Genomic DNA, 22,286 nt, shown 5'->3' on the forward strand with positions numbered 1-22,286 from the left:
CAACTATCCGATCAGATCTTCGCCGGTTCAAGTTGCGACATGTCGGCAGTGACCACAAACGCATCATCTTCGACATGCGCCCGCCCGTAATAACTGGACATGCACACCAAAAACCGTGACATCGTCAACGGCTTACCCAGATACTCCTCCACCTCAGCCAGCGGGATACGGATCGTCCCCTCCGTCTCCAGCAGGAAAAACGTACCCCGATCCTGCACCCGAATCCCGGGGCACTCCTCACTCACATAATGCACAGTCGCCTGCGCCTCCTCACTTTTCATCAAGACAAGCCCGATCGTCCTACGCCCGTGTTCCTGGGTGCCGCTCATGACCTCACCCCCGCGGGAACCTGCAGACCGGCCGTCGCCAAGATGTCAGCGGTCGTGCCGACAACCTGCTGTCGGGCCCGTTCTGCGAACCCCGATCCCGCACGAACAGCATCAAAGACCGGCAAGAACGCATCAACAGCCGCCAACGCATCCGGATACCAAGAATCAACCCAACCCTGCATCAACTCACGATTACCCGCAGCCGGCACCGGCCGACCGGAACGATCGCTATCAGCGGTGAGCATCTTGACCAAAGCCTGGGTGGCGGCCCGGTTGCGACGCCGATCGGCCTCCGCGGTCATCTCGATCACCGGGATCACCACATCCCCATGCAGCGGAGCGAAACGCCGAAAGAACTCGCTACCGATCACAGTGGTACACAACGGCTCCACCACCAGGTTCGTCATCACAACCATTTCACCCCAATCACGCAACGACAGCAGCCTCTCCACCAGCCGACGCGCCCCCTGACACGCCGGATCACCGAGCCAGACCCCCGCACCGAGGCCCTCGGTGTAACCCGGTGCCTGCTCATGGAGATCCAAGCTGTACAACGCGATGTCCTGCTGATGACGCAACCGATCCATCCCACTGAACGTATAGGCCATCGACAAAGTGTCCGACAACGCTTCCCGGGTGACAAAGGCATGCGCCTTGAACATCCCCCACTCAAACGACGCCAACGCTTCGTAATAGCGCGACACCAGATCAAGCCACTCCGGCTCAATCTCGGCCAACGCGCCATTGGCCTTCGCCGAGGTGATCGCCCCCTGGATAGACCGCTCCTGCTGGGCCTGCAACTTGATGTACGGACGCTGCCACAAACCAGACGGATCGCGATACTCAAACCAGTTCGGATGCACCAACGCGGTGGTCCGGGCATCCTGACAACCCAAACCATCCGGCCTCAACAGATACCAGCCACCAGAATCAAACTGGCCCAAATCCGGCTGCGTATTGCAGATGACCCCCTCATACTCAGAGAGCCGACGCTTCTGCGGACGAATATAAGTCAAATCCCGGGCCGAATAAAAACCCTCACCCACCGTCTCAGCCTCCACACCCTCCGAAATCAGTTCCGCGCTCATCAGATATCCGCCGCGAATGCATCAGCAGGCAGTGCCTTGAGCGGATCCTGAATGACAAATCCGGTCCGCCGGATATCCTCGATCGTCCACAACCACCGGTCATCGGTGTGCACATGAGGCTGACCCATCAAGGTCCGACCATCCGCGCGCAACAAGCCGTTATCCTCAACGTAGCGGGCCAACTCGACACCATCATTGACCTCCCACCACGTCATACCCGTATGACGCTGCGGCGCCTGCCGGAAGATGTGCTGGCACGCCTCCGAGCAGAAAGCATGCCGCTGGCCGGCCGCATCAACCGACAACCGGACCTCATTGATATCCGGACGCGGGAACACGCACGGCATCTGGCAAACCCGACAAATCGGCGGCATCTCAGAGAACAACTCCAACGCCAAATGACCCTTGCGCGGATCGCCCATCTCACGGTACGCCGTCCAGAACGGGCCGAAATGCCCTTCCCACCCCGGATACTTTTCCTCAAGATAAGCGAAATCCTCATCAGTCATGTAATCCGACCGCCAAGCATGCACCGGCCACAACGCCGCAGACACCATCGCCGCGGAATGCCCGCCCCACTCCACATGCCGCTTCGCATCATGAATCCAGCGCGGCACCTTCAAACCGAACGGCTCCAACCGCTCAATGTAACTACCCGCCCAGTCGTCCCAGAGCCACTGATCCCAATACTCCTTATACGACTTCAACCGAACCTTCGAAAAATAGTCGTAAACCGCCCCCTGGAAATTATCCAGAAAAGCATGCTGACGCCAAAACGCCGTGTCGAAGTCCTCCTGAAGCATCGGCAGGTTCTCCGGCTCGCTCAACACAGCCGCAAGCGTCGAATACCCGTTGGCCATGTGCCGAGCCTCATCAGACTGCACCGACAAAAACACCGACGGCGTCGCCTGATCCCCATTCGCAGCCGCCACCTCAGTCACCGCCACAAACAACGGATTGGTATACGCAGTCTCGGTCACAACCTGCAGATTCAGGGCATTAGTGATCGGATCATCATTCATAAACGCCTCAAACACCGCCCGACCCGGCCGCCCAATCGGATCGGAAGCACGCGTCTGAAACCCCGAGTTGAACCCAGCCGGATCCGGAGCATGCTTAGCGAAATACCGCATCAAGTACGCCTCTTGATTGACATGGCGCACCTCATCGATCATCTGCGCCAGAAAACCCTGACGCAGCTCCGGATTCTCCACCGTATCGACAAGCATCGCAGTGCACTTCATCGCCGCATACTCACCAAAATCGACCAACGACAACACCGGCTTCAGGATCTCCATAAAACGGGGCTCAGCCTGGCCGGAATTGTTCATCCGACTCAACGCATCCTCGAGCGCACCATACTGCCGATCGTCCTTCTCCTCCTCCATCCCGACATAATCCCGGACCAAGGTACGGAACGGATCCTTAGTCTTCGGCGGGATCTTATACTTCGTCGGATACAACGCATCACGCCGAAAATAACTCGGCTCCCAATCGAAGGACTTGATCTTCTCGTGCTGCGTCGTGATCGATGCGGTCATCAATCGCTCCCTTTCATCCATCGCTTCCACCGACTGTGACAACGGCGCCAACCACCGCCGCGTTGAGACCAGCATCACACACAACCCCACAGTCGACTACCTCCGATCGGAGGTCCACCACGCAGCTGACAGCGAACACGAACACGAACACGAACAACTACAGAAGCTACTGTGGAAACATGCCACCTCACCGGCGAGGTCACACCAACCCACACCCACACCCCGCCACCACACAGGTGGTGGGTGCCAGTGGCGGGGTGGTGCGGGTGATGGTCGTCGATGATCATCCGATCGTGCACCTGGGCGTGGAACGTTTGGTCGAGGAAGCGACGAGCGTGCAAATGTGCCGGGGGGCGCGAACCGCAACCGAGGGCGTCGCAGTGGCTGCATCGGAACGACCCGACGTCGTTTTGCTGGATCTGCATCTCCCGGACATGGCTTTGCCGGACGCCGCCGCCGCACTCCGCGGGGCATGCCCCGGAGTGAGGCTGGTGCTGTTCACAGGGGACAGCAAACGCTCGGTCGGGCAGACCGCGGGACTGGTCGGGGTGGATGCGGTGGTCCACAAGGACAACGCCTGCGCAGTACTCATCACAGCAATCACCGAAGTCGCCGCCGGACGACGCTACTGCGACCCCGTCATCAGCTCGGGGGATCCGCTGGCACTCTCGCGGCGCGAGTATCAGGTACTGGAGCGGCTGGCCATGGGGGAGAGCAACGCCGAGATTGCTCAGCAGCTGCGTCTAGCGCCGAACACCGTGAAATCCTACGTCCAATCGCTACTGGCCCACCTCGACGCCCGCAACCGGTTGGACGCGGTGGTCAAGGCGCAACAGGCCGGAATGCTCTAGCTACCGGAACCCACGCCCGCACCGTGCCGCCGCCTTCGTCGTTGCCAACGCACGTCAACTGGCCTCCGACCCGCTCGATGCGCTCAGCCATTGCCCGAAGACCCAAGCCGCGCTCGTCTTGCAGCGTGATGTCGCCGGCCGTTCCGTCGTCGGCCACGGCCATGCCAACACCCTCCTGGGAGGTGTAGAGGCTCACGACCACGGAGTGAGCGCCAGCGTGCTTCTCCACATTGAGCAGGGCCTCGCGGGCGGTCCGCCGCAACACGTCGGTTCGGCCCCTGTCCAGCAGCGGAAGATCGCCCAGTACTACCAATTCCGCTGCGACACCAGTTCGCTCGGAGAAGTCACGACATTCCCCCTGCAAGGCGACTGCGAGTGCCTTGTCCTCGGGTGCTTGATGAAGCGAGTACGTCTGAGCCCGCAGCTCCGAGGTTGCCCGTTCGGTCAAGGCCAAGGCATCGGTCAGCAGTTCCAGCGTGGCATCGGCCCGCGCCTCCGCCGCTGCGCGCGCCGACGTCAACGCCACCCGGAGGCTGAATAACGTCGCGCCAACCGAATCATGCAGCTGTATCGCGAGGCGTTGCCGTTCACTGAAGACCGCGACCTCTGCCATCTCGCGGGCGCTGTCGGCGACTTCCATCGCCACCGCGGTCTGCCGCGCCAAGCCCAGCAGAGCGGTCCGGTCGCCGTCGGTCCACGGAACTGCAGACCGACGGGCCGCGTAGAGCAGCCCGTAGAGCCGGTGGGCGCGCACGATCGGGGCGGCCATCACCGCATGTAAACCCTCCGCCCGAACTCCGTGGTCGAAGTCGTGCGTAATCGCCCTGCTCAAGCAGTAGTCGTCGACCGCCGCGGTCCGACGCAACACCGCTGCCTGACCACCGAGGCCTTCCTGCGGCCCGATCACCAGCCCATTGAGCAACTCAGTACGCCCGCCCACCACGGCGACGACTTCCATCATGTCGTCCTCGGCGATCCGATTCGCTCCGACCGCCAAGTCCGCGCCGAGCACACGGTAAACGATCTCCGCGCCGCGTCGCAGCGCCGCTGTTCTGTCGAGCAGCGAGAGCACCGCGCTGAACTCACCGTCGATACCCAAGACAGCCACGTCGACACCCCCTCTCAAACGGCGGGTAGCCAGCAACCATCACGGTAGCGCCTCGAACCTCCCCGGGGGGACGGTCCGTGTCCTCGATAGGGATCGCGACTACTGGACCGGCAGCTTCAACAGCTTGATTGCCGTGTCTCGCATCTCGACTTTGCGAACCTTACCCGTGACCGTCATCGGAAACTCATCGACAACATGCGCATACCGCGGGATCTTGTAATGCGCTAGCTTCCCCGTGCAGAAACCGCGAAGGTCCTCGCTGGTCAACGGTTGGGCCCCGTCTTTCATGCGGATCCAAGCCATGAGCTCTTCGCCGTACTTCAGGTCTGGCACACCGATCACCTGCGCATCAAGAATTTCCGGATGCGTGTGGAGGAATTCCTCGATCTCACGCGGGTAGATGTTCTCCCCGCCTCGGATCACCATGTCCTTGTTCCGGCCGATGATGCTCACGTAGCCGTCGTCGTCCATGACCGCCAGGTCCCCGGTATGCATCCAGCGAGCATCATCGATCGCCCCGCTCGTCCAGTCCGGTCGTTCCCAATAGCCAAGCATGACCGAGTACCCGCGAGTACAGAGCTCGCCCGGGCTCCCCCGCAACACGGTTGCTCCCGTCTCCGGGTCCACAATCTTGACTTCCAAATGTGGATGTACGGTTCCGACCGTCGACACTCGGCGCTCGATCGTATCGTCGGCTCTGGTCTGGGTGGACACCGGTGACGTCTCGGTCATGCCGTAACAGATCGTTATTTCGGTTATGCCCATCCGGTCGAGGACTTGTCTCATCACCTCCACGGGGCAAGGGGAGCCAGCCATGATGCCGGTCCGCAGGCTGGTCAGGTCGAAGTCCCCGAACCCAGATTCGGCCAATTCCGCGATGAACATAGTCGGGACACCGTACAAGGAGGTGCAACGCTCGGTGGCGACGGCTTGCAGGGTGGTTCGCGATTCGAAGGAGGGTGCTGGGATGACCATGCAGGCTCCGTGGCTCGTTGCAGCGAGGTTGCCCATAACCATGCCGAAACAATGATAAAAGGGCACCGGTATGCAGATCCGGTCCGCCTCGGAATAGCCGCAGAGCTCACCGACGAAAAAGCCGTTGTTCAGGATGTTTCGGTGGCTCAGGGTGGCCCCTTTGGGAAAGCCAGTGGTGCCCGACGTGTATTGAATATTGATCGGGTCGTCGGCGCTGAGTAATTCCGCCGCCATCAACAGCCGACGAGGATCGGCCTTCCGGCCGAGCTCGAGCAGCGCGTCCCAATCCTCACCCCCAAGCAGGACAACGTGTTGGAGCGCATCGCATCGGGGCCGCAACTCGTTGATCATGGCGGAGTAATCCGAAGACTTGAACCGGTCTGCCGCGACCAGCAGGCTGACGCCGGATTGGTTGAGGACATACTCCAGTTCGTGAGCGCGGTACGCGGGATTGATGTTGACAAGTATCGCTCCGACCTTGGCCGTCGCGTACTGAAGGAAGGTCCACTCCGCGCAGTTGGGCGCGAAGATACCCACCCGGTCTCCCTTGGCGATTCCAGTCTCCAACAAGGCTGATGCGACCAAATCGACTTGCCGCGCGAACTCGTGGTAGGTCCAGCGCCTGCCGGTCCAGCATTCGACCAAGGCATCGCGGTCGCCGAACAACCGCGCCGTGCGTTCTAGGTTTTCGCCGATCGTCTCGCGCAGCAAGGGGACATCCGAGTCGCCCGAGGCATAACTGAGCTCATCCGTCATGGTCACCCTCGGTCAGATGCAGATCGGAATGGTACAAACCCGCGGCAACGCATCTGATCAGACTCACTTGGCCAACCCCGCTGCCCTCAGCCCCCGTCCGTGCAAACACCATGGCAACCCCAAATTCCGACATCCATTCGGCAACGACTGCCGATCCACCGGAACCGACATCTTACCGTCCAGCCTTCCACCACCTAGGTTGTAAACAGTTGGCAGCAGTTTCTCACGAACTGAGCGGCCGACCCCAAGAAACTGCATTTCACTGGCCCAACGGAACCTGCCCACCTGAATGAGGCACCGTTGCGCTGGAGACTGTCAAGTTAACGGTGGAACTGGATAGTCTGGTCTGGTACCGGATAGCAGAGAAGGGGTGCGATGAAGGCGTTGGTGTATCACGGGCCGGGCGTGAGGTCGTGGGAATCAGTTCCCGACCCCACCATCGACAAGCCGACCGATGCGGTGCTACGGGTGGATGCGGTCACGATATGTGGCACCGATCTGCACATCTTGGGCGGCGATGTTCCCGACGTAGCGCCCGGCACAATCCTCGGTCACGAGGCGGTGGGCACCGTCACCGCGATCGGGTCGGGCGTGCAAACCCTTGCTGTTGGCGATCGGGTGTTGGTGTCTTGCATTAGCTCGTGTGGTAGCTGCCGGTATTGCCGCCACGGCAGCTACGGGCAATGTCTGGGCGGGGGCGGCTGGATCCTGGGTCACCTGGTCAACGGCACGCAGGCCGAGTACGTGCGGGTGCCGTTCGCCGACAACTCCACCCATAAGGTGCCCGACGGGGTCAGCGACGAGCAGATGATCGTGCTCGCCGATATCCTGCCCACCGCCTACGAGGTCGGGGTCCTGAACGGCGGGGTCCAACCAGCCGACGTGGTGGCCATCATCGGCTCCGGCCCGATCGGATTGGCCGCGATCATGACCGCGAAGTTGTTCAGTCCCAGCCGGATCGTGGCGATCGACCTGGCCGACTCCCGGTTGAAGGCCGCGCTCGAGTTCGGAGCCGACGTGGCGGTCAACAGCAGCGTCGATGACCCCGCAGAGGTCATCGCCGGGCTGACCGGCGGGCTGGGTGCCGACGTCGTGATGGAGGCGGTCGGCCAGCCGCAGACCTTCGAGCAGGCCGTGACGTTGGTCCGCCCCGGCGGCCACGTCGCCAACCTCGGCGTGCACGGCCAACCAGCAACGCTGCACCTGGAAGACATCTGGATCAAGAATCTCACCATCACCACCGGACTGGTCGATACGTTCTCCACACCAACCTTGGTCGAACTAGTCGCTAGTGGCCGACTCGACACCGCTTCGATGATCACCCACCGGTTCGTCCTCGACGAGTTCGACACCGCCTATGACGTATTCGCCCGGCCCGCGGACACCGCAGCGCTGAAGGTGCTGCTCACCGCGTCGAGCTGACAACACCTGTCCAACTGCGGTCTAGTTCCCTGGCCGAACTGTTGTGATGCTGCGCAGACCGGCGACACGGATGGAACAGCGCGGCGCGCGCTACGGCCTGCAGCCGATGTACGAAGGCGGCGGGATGGCCGAACGGCGGTGATTTCGGCGCGCTTACGTTCGCACAGCGGTGACGAGCGCGCCGAAATCGCGGAGTTCAGGCGCGCTGCAGCTCGAACAGCGGGATGACCCGGCTGGTGTTGGCCTGGTAGTCACCGAAGGTCGGGGCAAGCTCGACGAGCTTCGGATAGGTCGCATCGCGCTCGTCGGCGGGCAGCTCACGGGCCACCACGTCATAGGAATCGGTACCGACCTCGACGTGGGCCCGCGGGTTGGCCCGCAGGTTGTGCACCCAGTGCGGGTTGGTGTCGGCTCCGGCCTTGGAGCCGACGATGATCATCTTGCCGTCGATCGTCAGGTAGGCCAGCGGGCTCAGCCGCGGCTGGCCGGACTTAGCGCCCGTCGTGGTGAGCAGCAGCAGGGTCGCACCCTCGAACGGGCCGCCCACGACGCCGCTGTTGGCGCGGAACTCCTCGATGATGACGTTGTTGAATGCGTCCAGGCTGGCCTTGTCGGTGAAATCGGTCATGCCTTCTCAAGCTTCTCCGGCTTGGCGTCTATTCCGGACTCCTTGCGCTGCTGGGCGGTGATCGGCGCGGGCGCGTCGGTCAGCGGGTCGACGCCGCCGCCGGACTTCGGGAAGGCGATCACGTCGCGGATCGAGTCCGCGCCGAACAGCAGCGCGGTGATCCGGTCCCAGCCGAAGGCGATGCCGCCGTGCGGCGGTGCGCCAAAGGTGAACGCGTCCAACAGGAATCCGAACTTCTCCTGCGCCTCGGCGTGATCGATACCCATCACCGCGAACACCTTCTCCTGAACGTCGCGGCGATGGATACGGATCGAACCGCCACCGATCTCGTGGCCGTTGCAGACGATGTCGTAGGCGTCGGCCAGCACCGCACCCGGGTCGGTGTCGACCGAACCCTGGAACTCGGGCTTGGGCGAGGTGAACGCGTGGTGCACCGCGGTCCACGCACCCGACCCGACCGCCATGTCGCCGGCGGCGGTCGCATCGCCGGCCGGTTCGAACAGCGGCGGGTCGACGATCCACGTGAAGGCCCACGCCGTCGGATCGATCATGTCCAACCGCTTGGCGATCTCACCGCGGGCCGCGCCCAGCAGGGCACGTGACGTCTTCGCCGGACCGGCCGAGAAGAACACGCAGTCCCCCGGCTTGGCGCCGACCTGGGCGGCCAGCCCCTCACGCTCGGCGTCGGAAAGATTCTTGGCGACCGGCCCGGACAGCGCGCCGTCCTCCCCGACCAGGACGTAGGCCAGACCCCGATGGCCGCGCTGCTTGGCCCACTCCTGCCAGCCGTCGAGCGTGCGGCGCGGCTGCGAGGCGCCGCCGGGCATCACCACGGCCCCGACGTAGGGCGCCTGGAACACCCGGAACGAGGTGTCGGCGAAGTACTCGGTGCACTCGACGAGTTCCAGGCCGAAGCGCAGATCCGGCTTGTCCGAACCGAACCGGCGCATCGAGTCGGCGTAGGTCATCCGCGGGATCGGCCGCGGCAGGTCGTAGCCGATCAGCGCCCACAGCGCGGCCAAGATCTCCTCGGCGACCGCGATCACGTCGTCGGAGCTGACGAAGCTCATCTCCATGTCGAGCTGGGTGAACTCGGGCTGGCGGTCGGCGCGGAAGTCCTCGTCGCGATAGCAGCGCGCGATCTGGTAGTAGCGCTCCATGCCGGCCACCATCAGCAGCTGCTTGAACAGCTGAGGGCTCTGCGGCAGCGCGTAGAACGAGCCGGGCTGCAACCGAGCGGGCACCAGGAAGTCGCGCGCGCCCTCCGGTGTGGAGCGGGTCAGCGTCGGCGTCTCGATCTCGACGAAGTCGTGGCCGGCCAGCACCGAGCGGGCCGCCGCGTTGACCTTCGAGCGCAACCGGATCGCGTCACCGGGACCGCCCTCGCGCCGCATGTCGAGGTAGCGGTACTTCAGGCGGGCTTCCTCGCCGGCCGGCTCGTCGAGCTGGAACGGCAGCGGCGCGCTTTCGCCCAGCACTGTCAGCGACGTGGCGTTGACCTCGATCTCGCCGGTGGGGATCTCGGCGTTGGCGTTGCCCTCCGGGCGGATCTCGACCACACCTTCGACGGCGACGCAGAATTCCGCGCGCAACCGGTGCGCCTGGGCCAGGACGTCGGACTCGCGGAACACCACCTGTGCCACGCTCGGACCACTTCCCGGGTCGCTGTGCTCCTGCCCTCCGGCGCCATCCCGTAGGTCGATGAAGATCACGCCGCCGTGGTCACGGCGCCGCGCGACCCAGCCGGCCAGGGTGACCCGCTGCCCGGCGTCGGTGGTACGCAACGAACCGGCGGCATGACTGCGCAGCACTGGATGACTCCTGGGATTGAAGAATTGGGGACGCTCAGTCTATGAGGTCGGCGCTTCGCCTGATCAGTACAGGCCCGCCCACGCCGAACGGCGGGCCGAATCCGGGTCGCGCACAGACACGTCGCGGGCCGAGCCGATGACGCGCGTGGTGCGGCTGCCGCTGTCGTAGCGCGGCCAGTCGTCGAGTTCGGTGGTGGCGAAGTCGAGCCAGGTGCGCTGCATGCGGCGACCCACCGACGGCAGCACGCGCTGGCCCAGCGGATGCAGCTTGCGGCCGACGAAGGAGCCGTAGCTGTGCTGGATGTGCACGATCTCGCTGCCGTGGGTGGCGCCTAGTCCGAGCGCGCGCAGATGCCAGGCGGCGTGGTCGAAGCGGTAGACGTGAGTGGGTGCGTGCGCGCTGTACGCATCGGCGAAGGCCCATGTCGGCGCGCCGAACATGACGTCGGAGCCGATCGCGATCAGAGCCCGCCGCCGCGGATAGTCCGGGTAGGCGGCCAGCACCCGCCCGCGCGCCTCGGGGGCAATTCGCTCGAAGAAATCGTCGATTCCGGCGACGGTGGTCGGCAGCATCGGCGGCTTGGAGAAGGCGAACATCGACGCCTCGTGAGTGTTGGTGCCCACGATCAGCGGGACCGCGTTCACCGCACCGGCGCGGGCCGCCTCGATGGGGTGGCGCGGGAGCAGGTCGACACCGTAGGTCAGCCCGTAGGCCAGCGTCGGCGAGGTCGCCGCGCTGCGGCGCTGGATCTCCCCAGCCGCGCGACGCAACGTGCGCTGCGGCAGGCCGGCCAGCTCGGCGGGCGGCACCCCGACCAGGTCGACGAACTCGCGCGCCCGCCGCGCGCGGGTTTCGCGGTCGGCGATCAGCGGAAGTGCCGGGCTCTGCGCGATCGCCCGGGCGAAGAGACCGTCGGCGGCCGGACTGGCCAGCAACGCCAGCACCGAGGTCGCACCGGCCGACTCGCCGAAGATGGTGACACGGGCCGGGTCTCCGCCGAAGGCGGCGATGTTGTCACGTACCCACCCCAGCGCGGCGAGCTGGTCGCGGAGGCACAGGTTGTCGGCGAATCGCGGGCCCAGATCACCGAGTTCGAACCCGCCGAACACACCCAGCCGATAGGTCACGTTGACCACCACGACGTCGCCGTTGGCGGCCAGCCGAGAGCCGTTGTAGAGCTGCAGCTGGCCGGCGCCGTATACGAACGCGCCGCCGGGAATCCAGACCATCACCGGCAGCAACGTTCCCGGCTCGCGGCGCGGCGACCACACGGTGACGGTCAGGCAGGCCTCGTCGCGAATCTTCGGGTCGTCGCGGCCGCCGCCGACGAAGGACCGGCCCTGCGGCGGCACCGGCCCGTGCTCGATCGCGTCGCGCACCCCGTCCCACGGTTGCAGCGGCGCGGGCGCCTGGAATCGGCGATCACCGACCGGCTGCTCGGCGTAGGGCACCCCTCGCCAGACCCGCACACCGCCGTCGGTGGCGCCGCGCAGCGCACCTAGCGTCGTGTGAGCCACGGTCGACGGATCGACTACGACGGACACGAGCGAATCGTAGTGTGGCAAGCTGAACGCGGCTGTTTGCCCACATGAAGGGTCAATCTCGAGGAGCGGTGATGACCTTCAACGAAGGTATGCAGATCGACACGAGCACCACCTCGACCGGTGGCGGCGGTTCCGGTCGCGGCATCGCCATCGGCGGCGGCGTCGGTGGTCTGGTCATCGTGCTTCTGGCCCTGTTCCTCGGCGTCGATCCCGGCCAGGTGGTCAGCCAGCAACCGGCGCTGCCACCCGGCGCCGAGCAGTCAAGCTACGACCTGAGCAAGTGCAAGACGGGCGCCGACGCCAACAAGTACGTTGAGTGCCGCGTGGTGGCCACCGGCAACTCCGTGGACGGCGTGTGGGAGCAGCTGCTGCGCGGCTACAGCCGCCCGAAGATGAAGCTGTTCAAGGGCTCGGTCCAGACCGGCTGCGGCCCGGCCACCAGCGACGTCGGCCCGTTCTACTGCCCCGTCGACCGCACCGCCTACTTCGACACCGACTTCTTCGACGTCCTGAAGAACCAATTCGGTTCCAGCGGTGGGCCGTTGGCGCAAGAGTACGTGGTCGCCCACGAGTACGGCCACCACGTCCAGAACCTGCTCGGCGTGCTCGGCAGGGCACAGCAGGGCGCGCAGGGCGCCACCGGCAACGGCGTGCGCACCGAACTGCAAGCCGACTGCTACGCCGGCGTGTGGGCGCACTACGCGGCGATCACCAAACAGCCCGGCACCGACGTGACCTATCTGGAACCGCTGAGCGACAAGGACATTGCCGATGCATTGTCCGCGGCGGCATCGGTGGGCGATGACCGCATCCAGAAGCAGGCCACCGGGCGGATCAACCCCGAGCAGTGGACGCACGGCTCGTCAGCCGAGCGGCAGAAGTGGTTCACCGTCGGATACCAGACCGGTGACGCGAACCAGTGCGACACCTTCAAAGCGCGCGATCTGGGCTGAGGCAACAGGCGGGCCTCGACTTGGGACTGGCGATCGCCTAACGACGCTCCGTCGACATCGAGTCGCGCTCGTACCGTTCAACGAGGTCAAACGCGGCCGTGGGGAGCCGGCACTAGAACAGGCTGAGCTGCCGTTCGGCGACGCGCGGCTGCGGCACGGGTGCCGCCGACGCGAACGGCCGGTGGTCGCCGGCCAGCCGGTACTTGGCGATCAGCGGAGCAGCGCGGCGGCGCAGCATCTCGCGGTAGTCGGCGGGGTCGGCGCTGCGGCTGTACAACCGGCGGTAGTCGGCGACGAGTGCGGGATGCGAGCGGGCCAGCCAGCTCATGAACCAGCCCCTGGTAGAACCGCGCAGGTGAAGACCGAACACGGTCACCCCGGTGGCGCCGGCCGCGGCGATCTGACCGAGCAGGTGGTCGAGGTGCTCGACGGAGTCGGTCAGGTGCGGAAGCACGGGCGCCACCATGACATGACAGTCCAGCCCGGCGTCGCGAACGGCGGTGATCAGGCTCAGCCGGGCCTGCGGTGACGGGGTCCCCGGCTCGACGTCGCGGTGCAGGTCGGCGTCGCCGACGGCCAGCGAGATCGCGACGGAGGCCGGAACCTGTTGTGCTGCATCGGAAATCAGCGGCAGATCGCGGCGCAGCAACGTGCCCTTGGTCAGGATCGACAACGGTGTCCCGGATCCGGCGAGCGCCGTGACGATGCCGGGCATCAGTTCGTAGCGGCCCTCGGCCCGCTGGTACGGATCGGTGTTGGTGCCCAGCGCGACGGTGTCGCGGCGCCAGGACGGCCGGGCGAGTTCGCGGCGCAGGACGTCGACGATGTTGGTCTTGACGACGATCTGGCTGTCGAAGTCACCGCCCGCATCGAACTCCAGGTATTCGTGGGTGGGACGGGCGAAGCAGTACCGGCAGGCGTGCGCACAGCCGCGGTAGCCGTTGACGGTGTACTGGAAGGGCAGCATCGCGGCGGCGGGGATCTTGTTCAGCGCCGACTTGCACAACACCTCGTGGAAGGTGATGCCCTCGAACTGCGGGGTGCGCACGGCCCGTACGAAACCGATGCGCTGCAGACCGGGCAGGGCGCCGTCGTCGACCCTGATCCCCTGGTCCGACCATCGCACACCGCTATTCGAACTCATATTCGATGGCTTGTCAACGGTCCGTCAGTCGTCGAGTTCCCCGGCGATACCCCGTTCCAACGCGCCGCGGGTGCGATCCGGCAGCACGATCAGGCCGTCGAGTTCCCCGCAGGCCAGGTCGTAGGCATGTTCGCGCTCCTGCGGGGTGGCGCCGCGATCCGAGGCCACCCGCAGCAGGCTCTGGGCACGAGCCACCCGCTGCTGCTCCTCGCGGCTGAAATCGCCGCGCCGGCGGCGCACCGCCTCGGTCTCGGCGGCGTTGAACGCCGTTACATAGGCCTCGACTGCGTCGAGGTAATGCCTCGCCGCCGCGGGATCGTCGAGCAGGTCCTCGGCTTTGGCCGGGCGCAGCAAATCGGCGCGCAGCTTGGCCCGGTGGAAGGCCACCGTCGACGGATCGCGCATGTCGGTCATCACCGGGAAGTCCAGCAGTTTGGCGGCGTCGAGCTCGTAGTCCAGCCAGCGGGAGTCGGTGCGGCTGTGTTCGTCGAGCACCCGGGTGATCGTGCGCCACTGCGCTGCTTGGCTTTTCGGGCCGTCGCGACGGATCGGCTCGACGACGGGTTCGGTCCGGGTCTCCCCCTGACGCCTGGAGACGGCCGAGATACCCCTCACGGCGGCGTAGATGGCGCCGGCCAACGGCACGAGCACGAGCAGCAGCTCGACCAGCCGGAAGATCATGCCCACACCGTCAGGATGCCACCACGCGGTGTTGGCATGATTGCCGTCATGGCCGTCACCTCCGCGACCGAGCTGCTCTTCTCCTACGGAACGCTGCGCCAGCGCGAGGTGCAGCTGACCACGTTCGGCCGTGCGCTCGACGGCCGTCCGGACGCGATCGTCGGCTTCGAGCTCGACTACGTCACGATCACCGACCCGCATGTCATCGCGACCAGCGGCAGCGACCGCCACCCGATCCTCAAGCCCGGAACGGGGGCCGTCGAGGGCACCGTCTTCGCGATCACCCGGGAGGAACTGGCCGCCGCCGACGATTACGAGGTCGACGACTACGTGCGCATCGCGGTGCCGCTGCGCTCCGGGCGCACGGCGTGGGTGTACGTGTTCGCCGACGAGTAGCTCAGTGCCGGGCCGTCACCACTTGGACAGCAAGCACTGCGGGCTGTAGGGGGCATCCTGGGCGATGGCGACCTGGCCGTCGACGTTGATCTCGCAGTGCGCGTTCGGGGCCGCCTGACCACCGCGGGTGGTGCTGCTGACCTGCAAGAATGCCCACTGCGGGTCGGCGAAGGTGGTCGAGAACGTCCACGGCGCATCCGGCGTGACGGTGATGGTCTCGCGCTTCATGAAGGAATACGAGTCGGCGTTGAAGGCGTCCTTGCTCGGCGGCTGGGCGGTCAGATAGGTCACGGTGAATTCCGCGGGACCGGCCGTCGAGAGGGTATAGGTCACCTGGCCCGGAGCAGTCGGATCCGCGCTCGAAATGGCGTGCGTGGCCGCCACACCGGCGGCCGCCATCACCAGCGCCGCCCCAACCCTTGCTGTCACTGTTCGCATGTCAGCCATATCGACCACGCTACCGACCGCGTTACCGATCCCGGCCACCGGATCCGTCCAGCGAACGGCAGGTTAATGCCGGTGCCTCCCTGCTGGTTTCGCTGGCGATGGGGTTCGCCGTTGGCGGCCTGCTCGGAGTTCTGCTGGAAGTCACGCTGATCCAACCGATGTATGACCGGCCGCTGGTCGTGTGATCGCGGCTCCCGCGCTCGCCGCCGGAATGCTGACCGGCGCCCCGGTGCGGGCGGTGACCCGGCGGTGCGTTCTCAGCCCAGTTTTGAAAGCACTTCGGCCACAACCGAATCCGCGGGCACGTCGACCTGTTCGCCGGTGGACAGGTCCTTGATGCCGATGGTGCCCGCATCGATGTCGCGGTCCCCGGCAACCAGTGCGATGCGGGCGCCCGAGCGGTCGGCCGCCCGCATGGCGCCCTTGATCCCTCGGTCGCCGTAGGCCAGGTCGACGCGCACCCCGGCCCACCGAAGGCTCGCGGCCACCTTGGCGAGCTCGAGCTTGGCCTGCTCGCCCAGCGGAACACCGAATACCTCGCAGCGAGTGGTGGTGCCCACCGTCTTGCCCTCGGCCCGCAGCGCCAGCATCGTGCGGTCCACGCCCAGACCGAAGCCGATGCCCGACAGGTCCTGGCCGCCGAGCTCACTCATCAGCCCGTCGTAGCGGCCCCCGCCCCCGATCCCGGACTGCGCGCCGAGGCCGTCGTGGACGAACTCGAAGGTGGTCTTGGTGTAGTAGTCCAGGCCGCGCACCATCCGCGGGTTGATGACGTAGGGCACCCCGAGCGCGTCAAGGTGGGCCAGCACCGTCGCGAAGTGCTGCTTGGCGGCATCGGAAAGGTGGTCGAGCATCACCGGCGCATCAGCCATCATCTCCCGCATGTGCGGGCGCTTGTCATCGAGGACCCGGAGCGGGTTGATCTCGGCGCGCCGCCGGGTTTCGTTGTCCAGATCCAGCTTGAACAGGAAGTTCTGCAGCAGCTCGCGGTACTGCGGCCGGCAGGTGTCGTCGCCCAGCGAGGTGATCTCCAGCCGGAAGCCGTCGAGTCCCAGCGAGCGGTACCCCGCGTCGGCGACGGCGATCACCTCGGCGTCCAGCGCCGGATCGTCGACACCGATCGCCTCCACCCCGACCTGCTGCAGCTGCCGGTAGCGGCCTGCCTGCGGGCGCTCGTAGCGGAAGAACGGGCCGGCGTAGCACAACTTGACCGGCAGGGCGCCGCGGTCCAGTCCGTGCTCGATGACCGCGCGCACGACGCCCGCGGTACCCTCGGGCCGCAGCGTCACCGACCGGTCGCCGCGGTCGGCGAAGGTGTACATCTCCTTGGACACCACGTCGGTGGACTCGCCCACACCACGGGCGAACAGCGCGGTGTCCTCGAAGATCGGCAGCTCGATGTCGCCGTAGCCGGCGCGGCGCGCGGCGGTCAGCAGACCGTCGCGGACGGCGACGAACTCCGCGGACTCGGGCGGCAGGTAATCGGGGACACCCTTGGGTGCCTGAAATTCGCTCACAGGGTCAGACCTTCGAGGAACGGGTTGGTGCGGCGCTCGAGACCGATGGTGGTCGATTCACCGTGTCCCGGTAATACCAGGGTGTCGTCGTCGAGCACCAGCAGTTTTTCGACGATCGAGCCCAGCAGTGCGTTGCCGCTGCCGCCGGGGAGGTCGGTGCGGCCGACCGACTGCTTGAACAGGGTGTCACCGGTGAACGCATGGTTCTCCACCCGGAACACCACCGACCCTCGGGTGTGCCCGGGCGTGTGGTCGACGGTGACAGCGACGTCGCCGAAATCGAGGACCGCGCCGTCGCGGTCGAGTTCGACCACCCGCTGGGGCTCGCGGAACAGCGCGCTCAGTGCCATCTGGCCCACGCGCGGGCCGAAGCCACGAATCGGGTCCGAGAGCATGTGGCGGTCCTCGGGGTGGATGAACGCGGGGCAGCCGTAGGTGTCGGCCACCTTCTGCGCCGACCAGATGTGGTCGATGTGGCCGTGGGTCAACAGCACCGCCGCCGGGGTCAGCCGGTTCTCGTCGAGGATGCGCCGCAACGTCCCCATCGCGCGCTGACCGGGGTCGACGACGACGGCGTCCGACCCCTTGCGCGGGGCCAGCACGTAGCAGTTGCACGCCAACATGCCGGCCGGGAACCCGGTGAGCAACACGTTGTCCAGTCTCCCATCCCCGGTTCGTGTGGGTCGCGCCCCCTCGGCTCAGGATTAGCTGGCACACTCGGTGCCGACTTATCCCCACCGACTGCAGGACTCGGAGGCTCACCGCGGTGCCCACCAACGAACAGCGACGTGCGACGGCCAAGCGCAAACTCGAGCGGCAGCTGGAGCGCCGCGACCAACAGGCCAAGCGACGTCGCCTGATGGCCATCATCGGCGGCATCTTGGTGATCGCCGCCGCCGTCGCGCTGGTGGCCACGTTCGTCCTGACCGACAAGGACAAGTCGGGTAGCACCGTGTCGTCGGCCGGCAGTGCAGCCCCCTCGGCCTCCGGCGGTCCGACGTCGGCCCCGCCGGCCAACGGGCAGCTGCCGCCGTTCACGGCCTCGGCCGACCTGGGCGCCAACTGCCAGTACCCGGCATCGCCGGAGCCGGCCAGCAAGCAGGTCGCCCCGCCCAACAGCGGCAAGGTGCCCACCGACCCGGCCACGGTGAGCATCAGCATGACCACCAACCAGGGCAACATCGGGTTGATCCTGGACAACGCCAAGGCGCCGTGCACCGTCAACAGCTTCGCCAGCCTGGCCCAGAAGGGCTTCTTCACCGACACCCCGTGCCACCGGCTGACCACCTCGCCGTCGCTGTCGGTGCTGCAGTGCGGCGACCCCACCGGCAGCGGTTCGGGCGGCCCGGGCTACCAGTTCGCCAATGAGTACCCCACCGACCAGTACCCCAAGGGTGATCCCGGTCTGCAGCAGCCGGTGACCTACCCGCGCGGCACGCTGGCCATGGCCAACGCCGGCCCGGACACCAACGGCAGCCAGTTCTTCCTGGTCTACAAGGACTCGCAGCTCCCGCCGAACTACACGGCGTTCGGCACCATCGACGCGACCGGTCTGGCGACCCTGGACAAGATCGCCGCGGGCGGTGTGGCCGGCGGCGGCCGGGACGGCAAGCCGACGACCGACGTCCAGATCAAGTCGGTGCTCCTTGACTGACCGGCGATGACCCAACCGCCGTACTCCCCGCCACCGCCGCCCTACGGTGCGCCGTACGGCCCGGGCCCCTACCCGTATCCGGCACCGCCGCAGACCAATGGCATGGCGATCGCCTCGCTGGTGTGCGCGTTCGTGTTCGCACCGCTGGGCATCGTGTTCGGGCACATCTCGCTGTCACAGATCAAGCGCACCGGCGAGGAGGGCCGCGGCCTCGCGATGGCCGGGCTGGTGATCAGCTATCTGGTGACCGCGTTGACGATCGTGGCCCTGGTGCTCGGCGTGGCGCTGTTCTCGTGGATGGCCCGAGTCCTCAGGGAGGAGGCCGCACGCAACGACGGTGCGGGCATTCCGAGCAGCCCCCGGGTCCCCGGCGGGGACCGGCTGCCGGCGTTCAACCCGCCGGCCGGCCTCGGCGCCAACTGCACCTACCCGGCGACCATCACACCGGCCGACAAACCCGCCAAGCCGCCGCGTACGGGCAAGGTCCCCACCGCCCCGGCGACCGTGAACGCCACCATGACCACCAACGACGGGGCGATCGGCCTGCAACTGGACAACGCCAGGGCACCGTGCACCGTCAACAGTTTCGTCAGCCTCGCCCAGCAGGGCTACTTCGACAACACCCCGTGCCACCGGCTCACCGCGTCGGCGGCGCTGGCGGTGCTGCAGTGCGGTGACCCGACGGGCACCGGTCGCGGTGGGCCGGGCTACCGCTTCGCCAACGAGTACCCCACCAACCAGTACCGGCCGTTCGACCCGGCACTGCAGCAGGCTGTGCGGTATCCGCGAGGCTCGCTGGCGATGGCCAATGCCGGACCGGATTCCAACGGCAGCCAGTTCTTCATCGTCTACCGCGACTCGATGCTGCCGCCGACGTACACGGTGTTCGGCACGGTCGACAGCACCGGCCTGGCCACTGTCGACAACATCGCCGAGGCCGGCATCACCGGAGACCCTGACGACGAGAAACCCAAGAAAGCGGTGACCGTCACCTCGGTCCGGCTGGATTGAGCGCAGTTCGGCGCCCAGCCCCGCCGCCGCGCCGGTGATCAGTGTCGCCTCGGTTCAGGCCGCGCTTGTCACGCGGTAGACGTCGTACACACCCTCGACGTTACGGACGGCGTTGAGGACGTGCCCGAGGTGCTTGGGGTCGCCCATCTCGAAGGTGAACCGGCTGATGGCCACCCGGTCGTTGGAGGTGGTCACCGACGCCGAGAGGATGTTCACCCGTTCGTCGGCAAGGACCCGGGTTACGTCGGACAGCAACCGGTGCCGGTCGAGTGCCTCGACCTGGATGGCGACCAGGAACACCGATGTCGGCGACGGTGCCCAGGTGACCTCGATGATGCGTTCGGACTGCTGTTGCAGCGATGCGGCGTTGGTGCAATCGGTGCGGTGCACGCTGACCCCGCCGCCGCGGGTGACGAACCCCATGATGTTGTCGCCGGGAACCGGCGTGCAGCACTTGGCCAGTTTGGTCAATACTCCCGGAGCGCCCGGCACCGCGACACCGGTGTCATCGATGCTCCGCTGGCGCACCGGCGTGGTGGCGGGCGTATACCGTTCGGCCAGTTCATCTTCGGCGCTGTCGGTGCCGCCGAGCTGGGCCAGCAGCCGCTGCACCACGTGCCGCGGCGAGACGTGGCCCTCCCCCACGGCGGTGTAGAGGGACGACACGTCGGCGTAGCGTAGTTCATGCGCGAGCGCCGACATCGCCTCACCGTTGACCAGGCGCTGCAACGGAAGTCCGCCGCGGCGCACCTCGCGGGCGATGGAGTCCTTGCCTGCTTCGAGTGCCTCCTCGCGGCGTTCCTTGGCGAACCACTGCCGGATCTTGGCCTTGGCGCGCGGGGACACCACGAAGCCCTGCCAGTCCCGTGAGGGTCCGGCGTTGGGCGCCTTAGAGGTGAAAACCTCGACCACTTCCCCGTTTTCGAGCTTGCGCTCCAGAGCAACCAGCCGGCCGTTGACCCGGGCGCCGATGCAGCGGTGGCCGACCTCGGTGTGCACGGCGTAGGCGAAGTCCACCGGGGTCGACCCGGCCGGAAGGGTGATCACGTCGCCCTTGGGGGTGAACACGAAGATCTCCCGGACCGCGAGGTCGTAGCGCAGCGACTCGAGGAACTCGCCGGGGTCGGCGGCCTCCCGCTGCCAGTCGAGCAGCTGGCGCATCCAGGCCATGTCGTCGATCTCGGCCGCGGCATGAGGATGCGGAACACCGTTGCGGCCCTTGGCTTCCTTGTAGCGCCAGTGCGCGGCGATGCCGTATTCGGCGGTGCGGTGCATTTCGCGGGTGCGGATCTGCACCTCCAGCGGCTTGCCCTCCGGGCCGACCACCGTGGTGTGCAGCGACTGGTAGACGCCGTAGCGGGGCTGGGCGATGTAGTCCTTGAACCGGCCGGGCATCGGCTGCCATAGCGAATGAACAACGCCCACGGCGGCATAGCAGTCGCGGATCTCGTCACACAGGATGCGCACACCGACCAGGTCGTGGATGTCGTCGAAGTCGCGGCCCTTGACGATCATCTTCTGGTAGATCGACCAGTAGTGCTTGGGCCTGCCCTCGACGGCCGCGTTGATCTTCATCCCGCTCAGCGCGGCGTTGATCTCGGCGCGCACCTTGGCGAGGTAGGTGTCGCGCGAGGGCGCCCGGTCGGCGACCAGGCGGACGATCTCGTCGTAGCGCTTGGGATGCAGGATCGCGAAGGACAAGTCCTCCAGCTCCCACTTGACCGTGGCCATCCCCAGTCGATGCGCAAGGGGCGCAATGACTTCCAGCGTCTCGCGGGCCTTGCGGGCCTGCTTCTCGGGCGGCAGGAAACGCATGGTGCGCATGTTGTGCAGTCGGTCGGCCACCTTGATGACGAGCACCCGGGGGTCGCGGGCCATCGCGATGATCATCTTGCGGATGGTCTCGCCCTCGGCGGCGCTGCCCAGCACCACCTTGTCCAGTTTGGTGACGCCGTCGACGAGGTGGCCTACTTCCTCCCCGAAGTCGGCGGTCAGCGCGTCGAGCGTGTAGCCGGTGTCCTCGACGGTGTCGTGCAGCAGCGCGGCCACCAGCGTGGTGGTGTCCATGCCGAGTTCGGCCAGGATGTTGGCCACGGCCAGCGGATGGGTGATGTAGGGGTCACCGGAGCGGCGAAGTTGGTCGGCGTGCTTGAGCTCGGCCACCTCGTAGGCGCGCTGCAGGATCGCCAGGTCGGCCTTCGGATAGATCTCGCGGTGCACGGCGACCAGCGGCTCGAGTACTGGGTTGACGGTGCTGCGCTGGGCGGTCATCCGGCGTGCCAGCCGGGCGCGGACCCGCCGCGACGCGCTGCTGGAGGTCCTCGGGGTTTCCGCACGCGGCTCGACCGGCGGGATCTCGGCGACCGGCAGGGGCTGGACCGCCGCGCCGCTGCCCGGTTCGTCCGCCATGGTCACCTCCTCGCATGCGC

At 66.3% G+C, this 22,286-nt stretch carries 20 protein-coding genes and 1 pseudogene; 7 read left to right on the plus strand and 14 right to left on the minus strand.

Translation table 11 applies throughout. The annotated features are described in order from the left end of the window. Window positions 1-11: 11 nt before the first annotated feature. From K9U37_RS15245 to K9U37_RS15255, 3 genes are read right to left on the minus strand one after another with little or no spacing between them, the layout of a single operon-like run. Window positions 12-329, minus strand: coding sequence for an MmoB/DmpM family protein (locus K9U37_RS15245; protein ID WP_243072398.1), 318 nt, complete (start codon window positions 327-329; stop codon window positions 12-14). After that, entirely contained in the window at window positions 326-1,417 is a 1,092-nt protein-coding gene (locus tag K9U37_RS15250) for an aromatic/alkene monooxygenase hydroxylase subunit beta (RefSeq protein WP_243072399.1), read from the minus strand. The genes K9U37_RS15245 and K9U37_RS15250 overlap by 4 nt, the downstream gene beginning before the upstream one ends. Further along, window positions 1,417-2,958, minus strand: a complete 1,542-nt coding sequence (locus K9U37_RS15255) for an aromatic/alkene/methane monooxygenase hydroxylase/oxygenase subunit alpha (RefSeq protein ID WP_243072400.1) — start codon at window positions 2,956-2,958, stop codon at window positions 1,417-1,419. The genes K9U37_RS15250 and K9U37_RS15255 overlap by 1 nt, the downstream gene beginning before the upstream one ends. A gap of 269 nt (window positions 2,959-3,227) precedes the next feature. On the opposite strand from K9U37_RS15255, the gene K9U37_RS15260 reads away from it, so the two are divergent. Beyond that, on the plus strand, window positions 3,228-3,809 hold the full coding sequence (locus tag K9U37_RS15260) for a response regulator transcription factor (RefSeq protein ID WP_243073401.1): 582 nt from the start codon (window positions 3,228-3,230) through the stop codon (window positions 3,807-3,809). On the opposite strand, the gene K9U37_RS15265 is transcribed toward K9U37_RS15260, so the two are convergent. Continuing rightward, a complete protein-coding gene (locus tag K9U37_RS15265) occupies window positions 3,781-4,917 on the minus strand; it encodes a GAF domain-containing sensor histidine kinase (protein ID WP_243072401.1) in 1,137 nt (378 codons plus the stop codon). The two genes, K9U37_RS15260 and K9U37_RS15265, sit on opposite strands and share 29 nt — an antisense overlap. A gap of 99 nt (window positions 4,918-5,016) precedes the next feature. Continuing rightward, window positions 5,017-6,648, minus strand: a complete 1,632-nt coding sequence (locus K9U37_RS15270; protein ID WP_243072402.1) for an AMP-binding protein — start codon at window positions 6,646-6,648, stop codon at window positions 5,017-5,019. Window positions 6,649-7,023: 375 nt separating this feature from the next. On the opposite strand from K9U37_RS15270, the gene K9U37_RS15275 reads away from it, so the two are divergent. Continuing rightward, window positions 7,024-8,070, plus strand: a complete 1,047-nt coding sequence (locus K9U37_RS15275) for a zinc-dependent alcohol dehydrogenase family protein (protein WP_243072403.1) — start codon at window positions 7,024-7,026, stop codon at window positions 8,068-8,070. A 196-nt stretch (window positions 8,071-8,266) separates the two neighbouring features. Here K9U37_RS15275 and K9U37_RS15280 read toward each other — a convergent pair whose 3' ends face one another. The 3 genes from K9U37_RS15280 to K9U37_RS15290 all read right to left on the minus strand — a co-directional run bounded on the left by K9U37_RS15280 (window position 8,267) and on the right by K9U37_RS15290 (window position 12,054). Continuing rightward, entirely contained in the window at window positions 8,267-8,698 is a 432-nt protein-coding gene (locus K9U37_RS15280) for a nitroreductase family deazaflavin-dependent oxidoreductase (RefSeq protein ID WP_243072404.1), read from the minus strand. After that, window positions 8,695-10,509, minus strand: coding sequence for an aspartate--tRNA ligase (gene aspS, locus K9U37_RS15285; protein WP_243072405.1), 1,815 nt, complete (start codon window positions 10,507-10,509; stop codon window positions 8,695-8,697). The genes K9U37_RS15280 and aspS overlap by 4 nt, the downstream gene beginning before the upstream one ends. A gap of 63 nt (window positions 10,510-10,572) precedes the next feature. Then, window positions 10,573-12,054, minus strand: a complete 1,482-nt coding sequence (locus tag K9U37_RS15290) for a carboxylesterase/lipase family protein (protein WP_243072406.1) — start codon at window positions 12,052-12,054, stop codon at window positions 10,573-10,575. Between the two features lie 71 nt (window positions 12,055-12,125). Here K9U37_RS15290 and ypfJ point away from each other — a divergent pair, with 71 nt between their 5' ends. After that, window positions 12,126-13,007, plus strand: a complete 882-nt coding sequence (gene ypfJ, locus K9U37_RS15295; RefSeq protein WP_243072407.1) for a KPN_02809 family neutral zinc metallopeptidase — start codon at window positions 12,126-12,128, stop codon at window positions 13,005-13,007. Between the two features lie 112 nt (window positions 13,008-13,119). Here ypfJ and K9U37_RS15300 read toward each other — a convergent pair whose 3' ends face one another. Together K9U37_RS15300 and K9U37_RS15305 are read right to left on the minus strand one after the other, a co-directional pair. Further along, window positions 13,120-14,133, minus strand: coding sequence for an Rv2578c family radical SAM protein (locus K9U37_RS15300; RefSeq protein WP_372489575.1), 1,014 nt, complete (start codon window positions 14,131-14,133; stop codon window positions 13,120-13,122). A gap of 42 nt (window positions 14,134-14,175) precedes the next feature. After that, a complete protein-coding gene (locus K9U37_RS15305) occupies window positions 14,176-14,838 on the minus strand; it encodes a hypothetical protein (protein ID WP_243072409.1) in 663 nt (220 codons plus the stop codon). 30 nt (window positions 14,839-14,868) lie between these two features. Between K9U37_RS15305 and K9U37_RS15310 the strand changes: the two genes are divergently transcribed. Continuing rightward, complete coding sequence (locus K9U37_RS15310; RefSeq protein ID WP_243072410.1) at window positions 14,869-15,228, plus strand: gamma-glutamylcyclotransferase family protein; 360 nt, start codon at window positions 14,869-14,871, stop codon at window positions 15,226-15,228. A 15-nt stretch (window positions 15,229-15,243) separates the two neighbouring features. Here K9U37_RS15310 and K9U37_RS15315 read toward each other — a convergent pair whose 3' ends face one another. Continuing rightward, complete coding sequence (locus K9U37_RS15315; protein WP_243072411.1) at window positions 15,244-15,666, minus strand: Rv2576c family protein; 423 nt, start codon at window positions 15,664-15,666, stop codon at window positions 15,244-15,246. 80 nt (window positions 15,667-15,746) lie between these two features. Between K9U37_RS15315 and K9U37_RS15320 the strand changes: the two are divergent. After that, window positions 15,747-15,851, plus strand: a pseudogene (locus K9U37_RS15320) (urea ABC transporter permease subunit UrtB); the annotation flags it as partial. An 81-nt stretch (window positions 15,852-15,932) separates the two neighbouring features. On the opposite strand, the gene hisS reads toward K9U37_RS15320, so the two are convergent. Further along, on the minus strand, window positions 15,933-17,192 hold the full coding sequence (gene hisS / locus K9U37_RS15325) for a histidine--tRNA ligase (RefSeq protein WP_243072412.1): 1,260 nt from the start codon (window positions 17,190-17,192) through the stop codon (window positions 15,933-15,935). After that, the gene (locus K9U37_RS15330) at window positions 17,189-17,842 is read right to left on the minus strand and encodes an MBL fold metallo-hydrolase (protein ID WP_243072413.1); all 654 of its coding nucleotides are present in this window, start codon (window positions 17,840-17,842) and stop codon (window positions 17,189-17,191) included. Before K9U37_RS15330 ends, hisS begins: the two co-directional genes overlap by 4 nt. 116 nt (window positions 17,843-17,958) lie before the next feature. On the opposite strand from K9U37_RS15330, the gene K9U37_RS15335 reads away from it, so the two are divergent. Both K9U37_RS15335 and K9U37_RS15340 read left to right on the plus strand, forming a co-directional pair. After that, on the plus strand, window positions 17,959-18,846 hold the full coding sequence (locus tag K9U37_RS15335) for a peptidylprolyl isomerase (protein ID WP_243072414.1): 888 nt from the start codon (window positions 17,959-17,961) through the stop codon (window positions 18,844-18,846). Between the two features lie 6 nt (window positions 18,847-18,852). Continuing rightward, window positions 18,853-19,857, plus strand: coding sequence for a peptidylprolyl isomerase (locus K9U37_RS15340; protein ID WP_243072415.1), 1,005 nt, complete (start codon window positions 18,853-18,855; stop codon window positions 19,855-19,857). Window positions 19,858-19,911: 54 nt separating this feature from the next. Here K9U37_RS15340 and K9U37_RS15345 read toward each other — a convergent pair whose 3' ends face one another. After that, complete coding sequence (locus K9U37_RS15345) at window positions 19,912-22,266, minus strand: RelA/SpoT family protein (RefSeq protein WP_243072416.1); 2,355 nt, start codon at window positions 22,264-22,266, stop codon at window positions 19,912-19,914. Between the last annotated feature and the right edge of the window lie 20 nt (window positions 22,267-22,286).

Source organism: Candidatus Mycolicibacterium alkanivorans, from assembly GCF_022760805.1.
In the GTDB taxonomy this organism is placed as follows: domain Bacteria; phylum Actinomycetota; class Actinomycetes; order Mycobacteriales; family Mycobacteriaceae; genus Mycobacterium; species Mycobacterium alkanivorans.

Excerpts from the sequence above, each read along its gene's own strand:
- K9U37_RS15245 (WP_243072398.1), bottom strand. The coding sequence starts at position 329 with ATGAGCGGCACCCAGGAACACGGGCGTAGGACGATCGGGCTTGTCTTG.
- K9U37_RS15250 (WP_243072399.1), bottom strand. The coding sequence starts at position 1,417 with ATGAGCGCGGAACTGATTTCGGAGGGTGTGGAGGCTGAGACGGTGGGT.
- K9U37_RS15255 (WP_243072400.1), bottom strand. The coding sequence starts at position 2,958 with ATGACCGCATCGATCACGACGCAGCACGAGAAGATCAAGTCCTTCGAT.
- K9U37_RS15260 (WP_243073401.1), top strand. The coding sequence starts at position 3,228 with ATGGTCGTCGATGATCATCCGATCGTGCACCTGGGCGTGGAACGTTTG.
- K9U37_RS15270 (WP_243072402.1), bottom strand. The coding sequence starts at position 6,648 with ATGACGGATGAGCTCAGTTATGCCTCGGGCGACTCGGATGTCCCCTTG.
- K9U37_RS15275 (WP_243072403.1), top strand. The coding sequence starts at position 7,024 with ATGAAGGCGTTGGTGTATCACGGGCCGGGCGTGAGGTCGTGGGAATCA.
- K9U37_RS15280 (WP_243072404.1), bottom strand. The coding sequence starts at position 8,698 with ATGACCGATTTCACCGACAAGGCCAGCCTGGACGCATTCAACAACGTC.
- ypfJ (WP_243072407.1), top strand. The coding sequence starts at position 12,126 with ATGACCTTCAACGAAGGTATGCAGATCGACACGAGCACCACCTCGACC.
- K9U37_RS15310 (WP_243072410.1), top strand. The coding sequence starts at position 14,869 with ATGATTGCCGTCATGGCCGTCACCTCCGCGACCGAGCTGCTCTTCTCC.
- K9U37_RS15315 (WP_243072411.1), bottom strand. The coding sequence starts at position 15,666 with ATGCGAACAGTGACAGCAAGGGTTGGGGCGGCGCTGGTGATGGCGGCC.
- K9U37_RS15340 (WP_243072415.1), top strand. The coding sequence starts at position 18,853 with ATGACCCAACCGCCGTACTCCCCGCCACCGCCGCCCTACGGTGCGCCG.
- K9U37_RS15345 (WP_243072416.1), bottom strand. The coding sequence starts at position 22,266 with ATGGCGGACGAACCGGGCAGCGGCGCGGCGGTCCAGCCCCTGCCGGTC.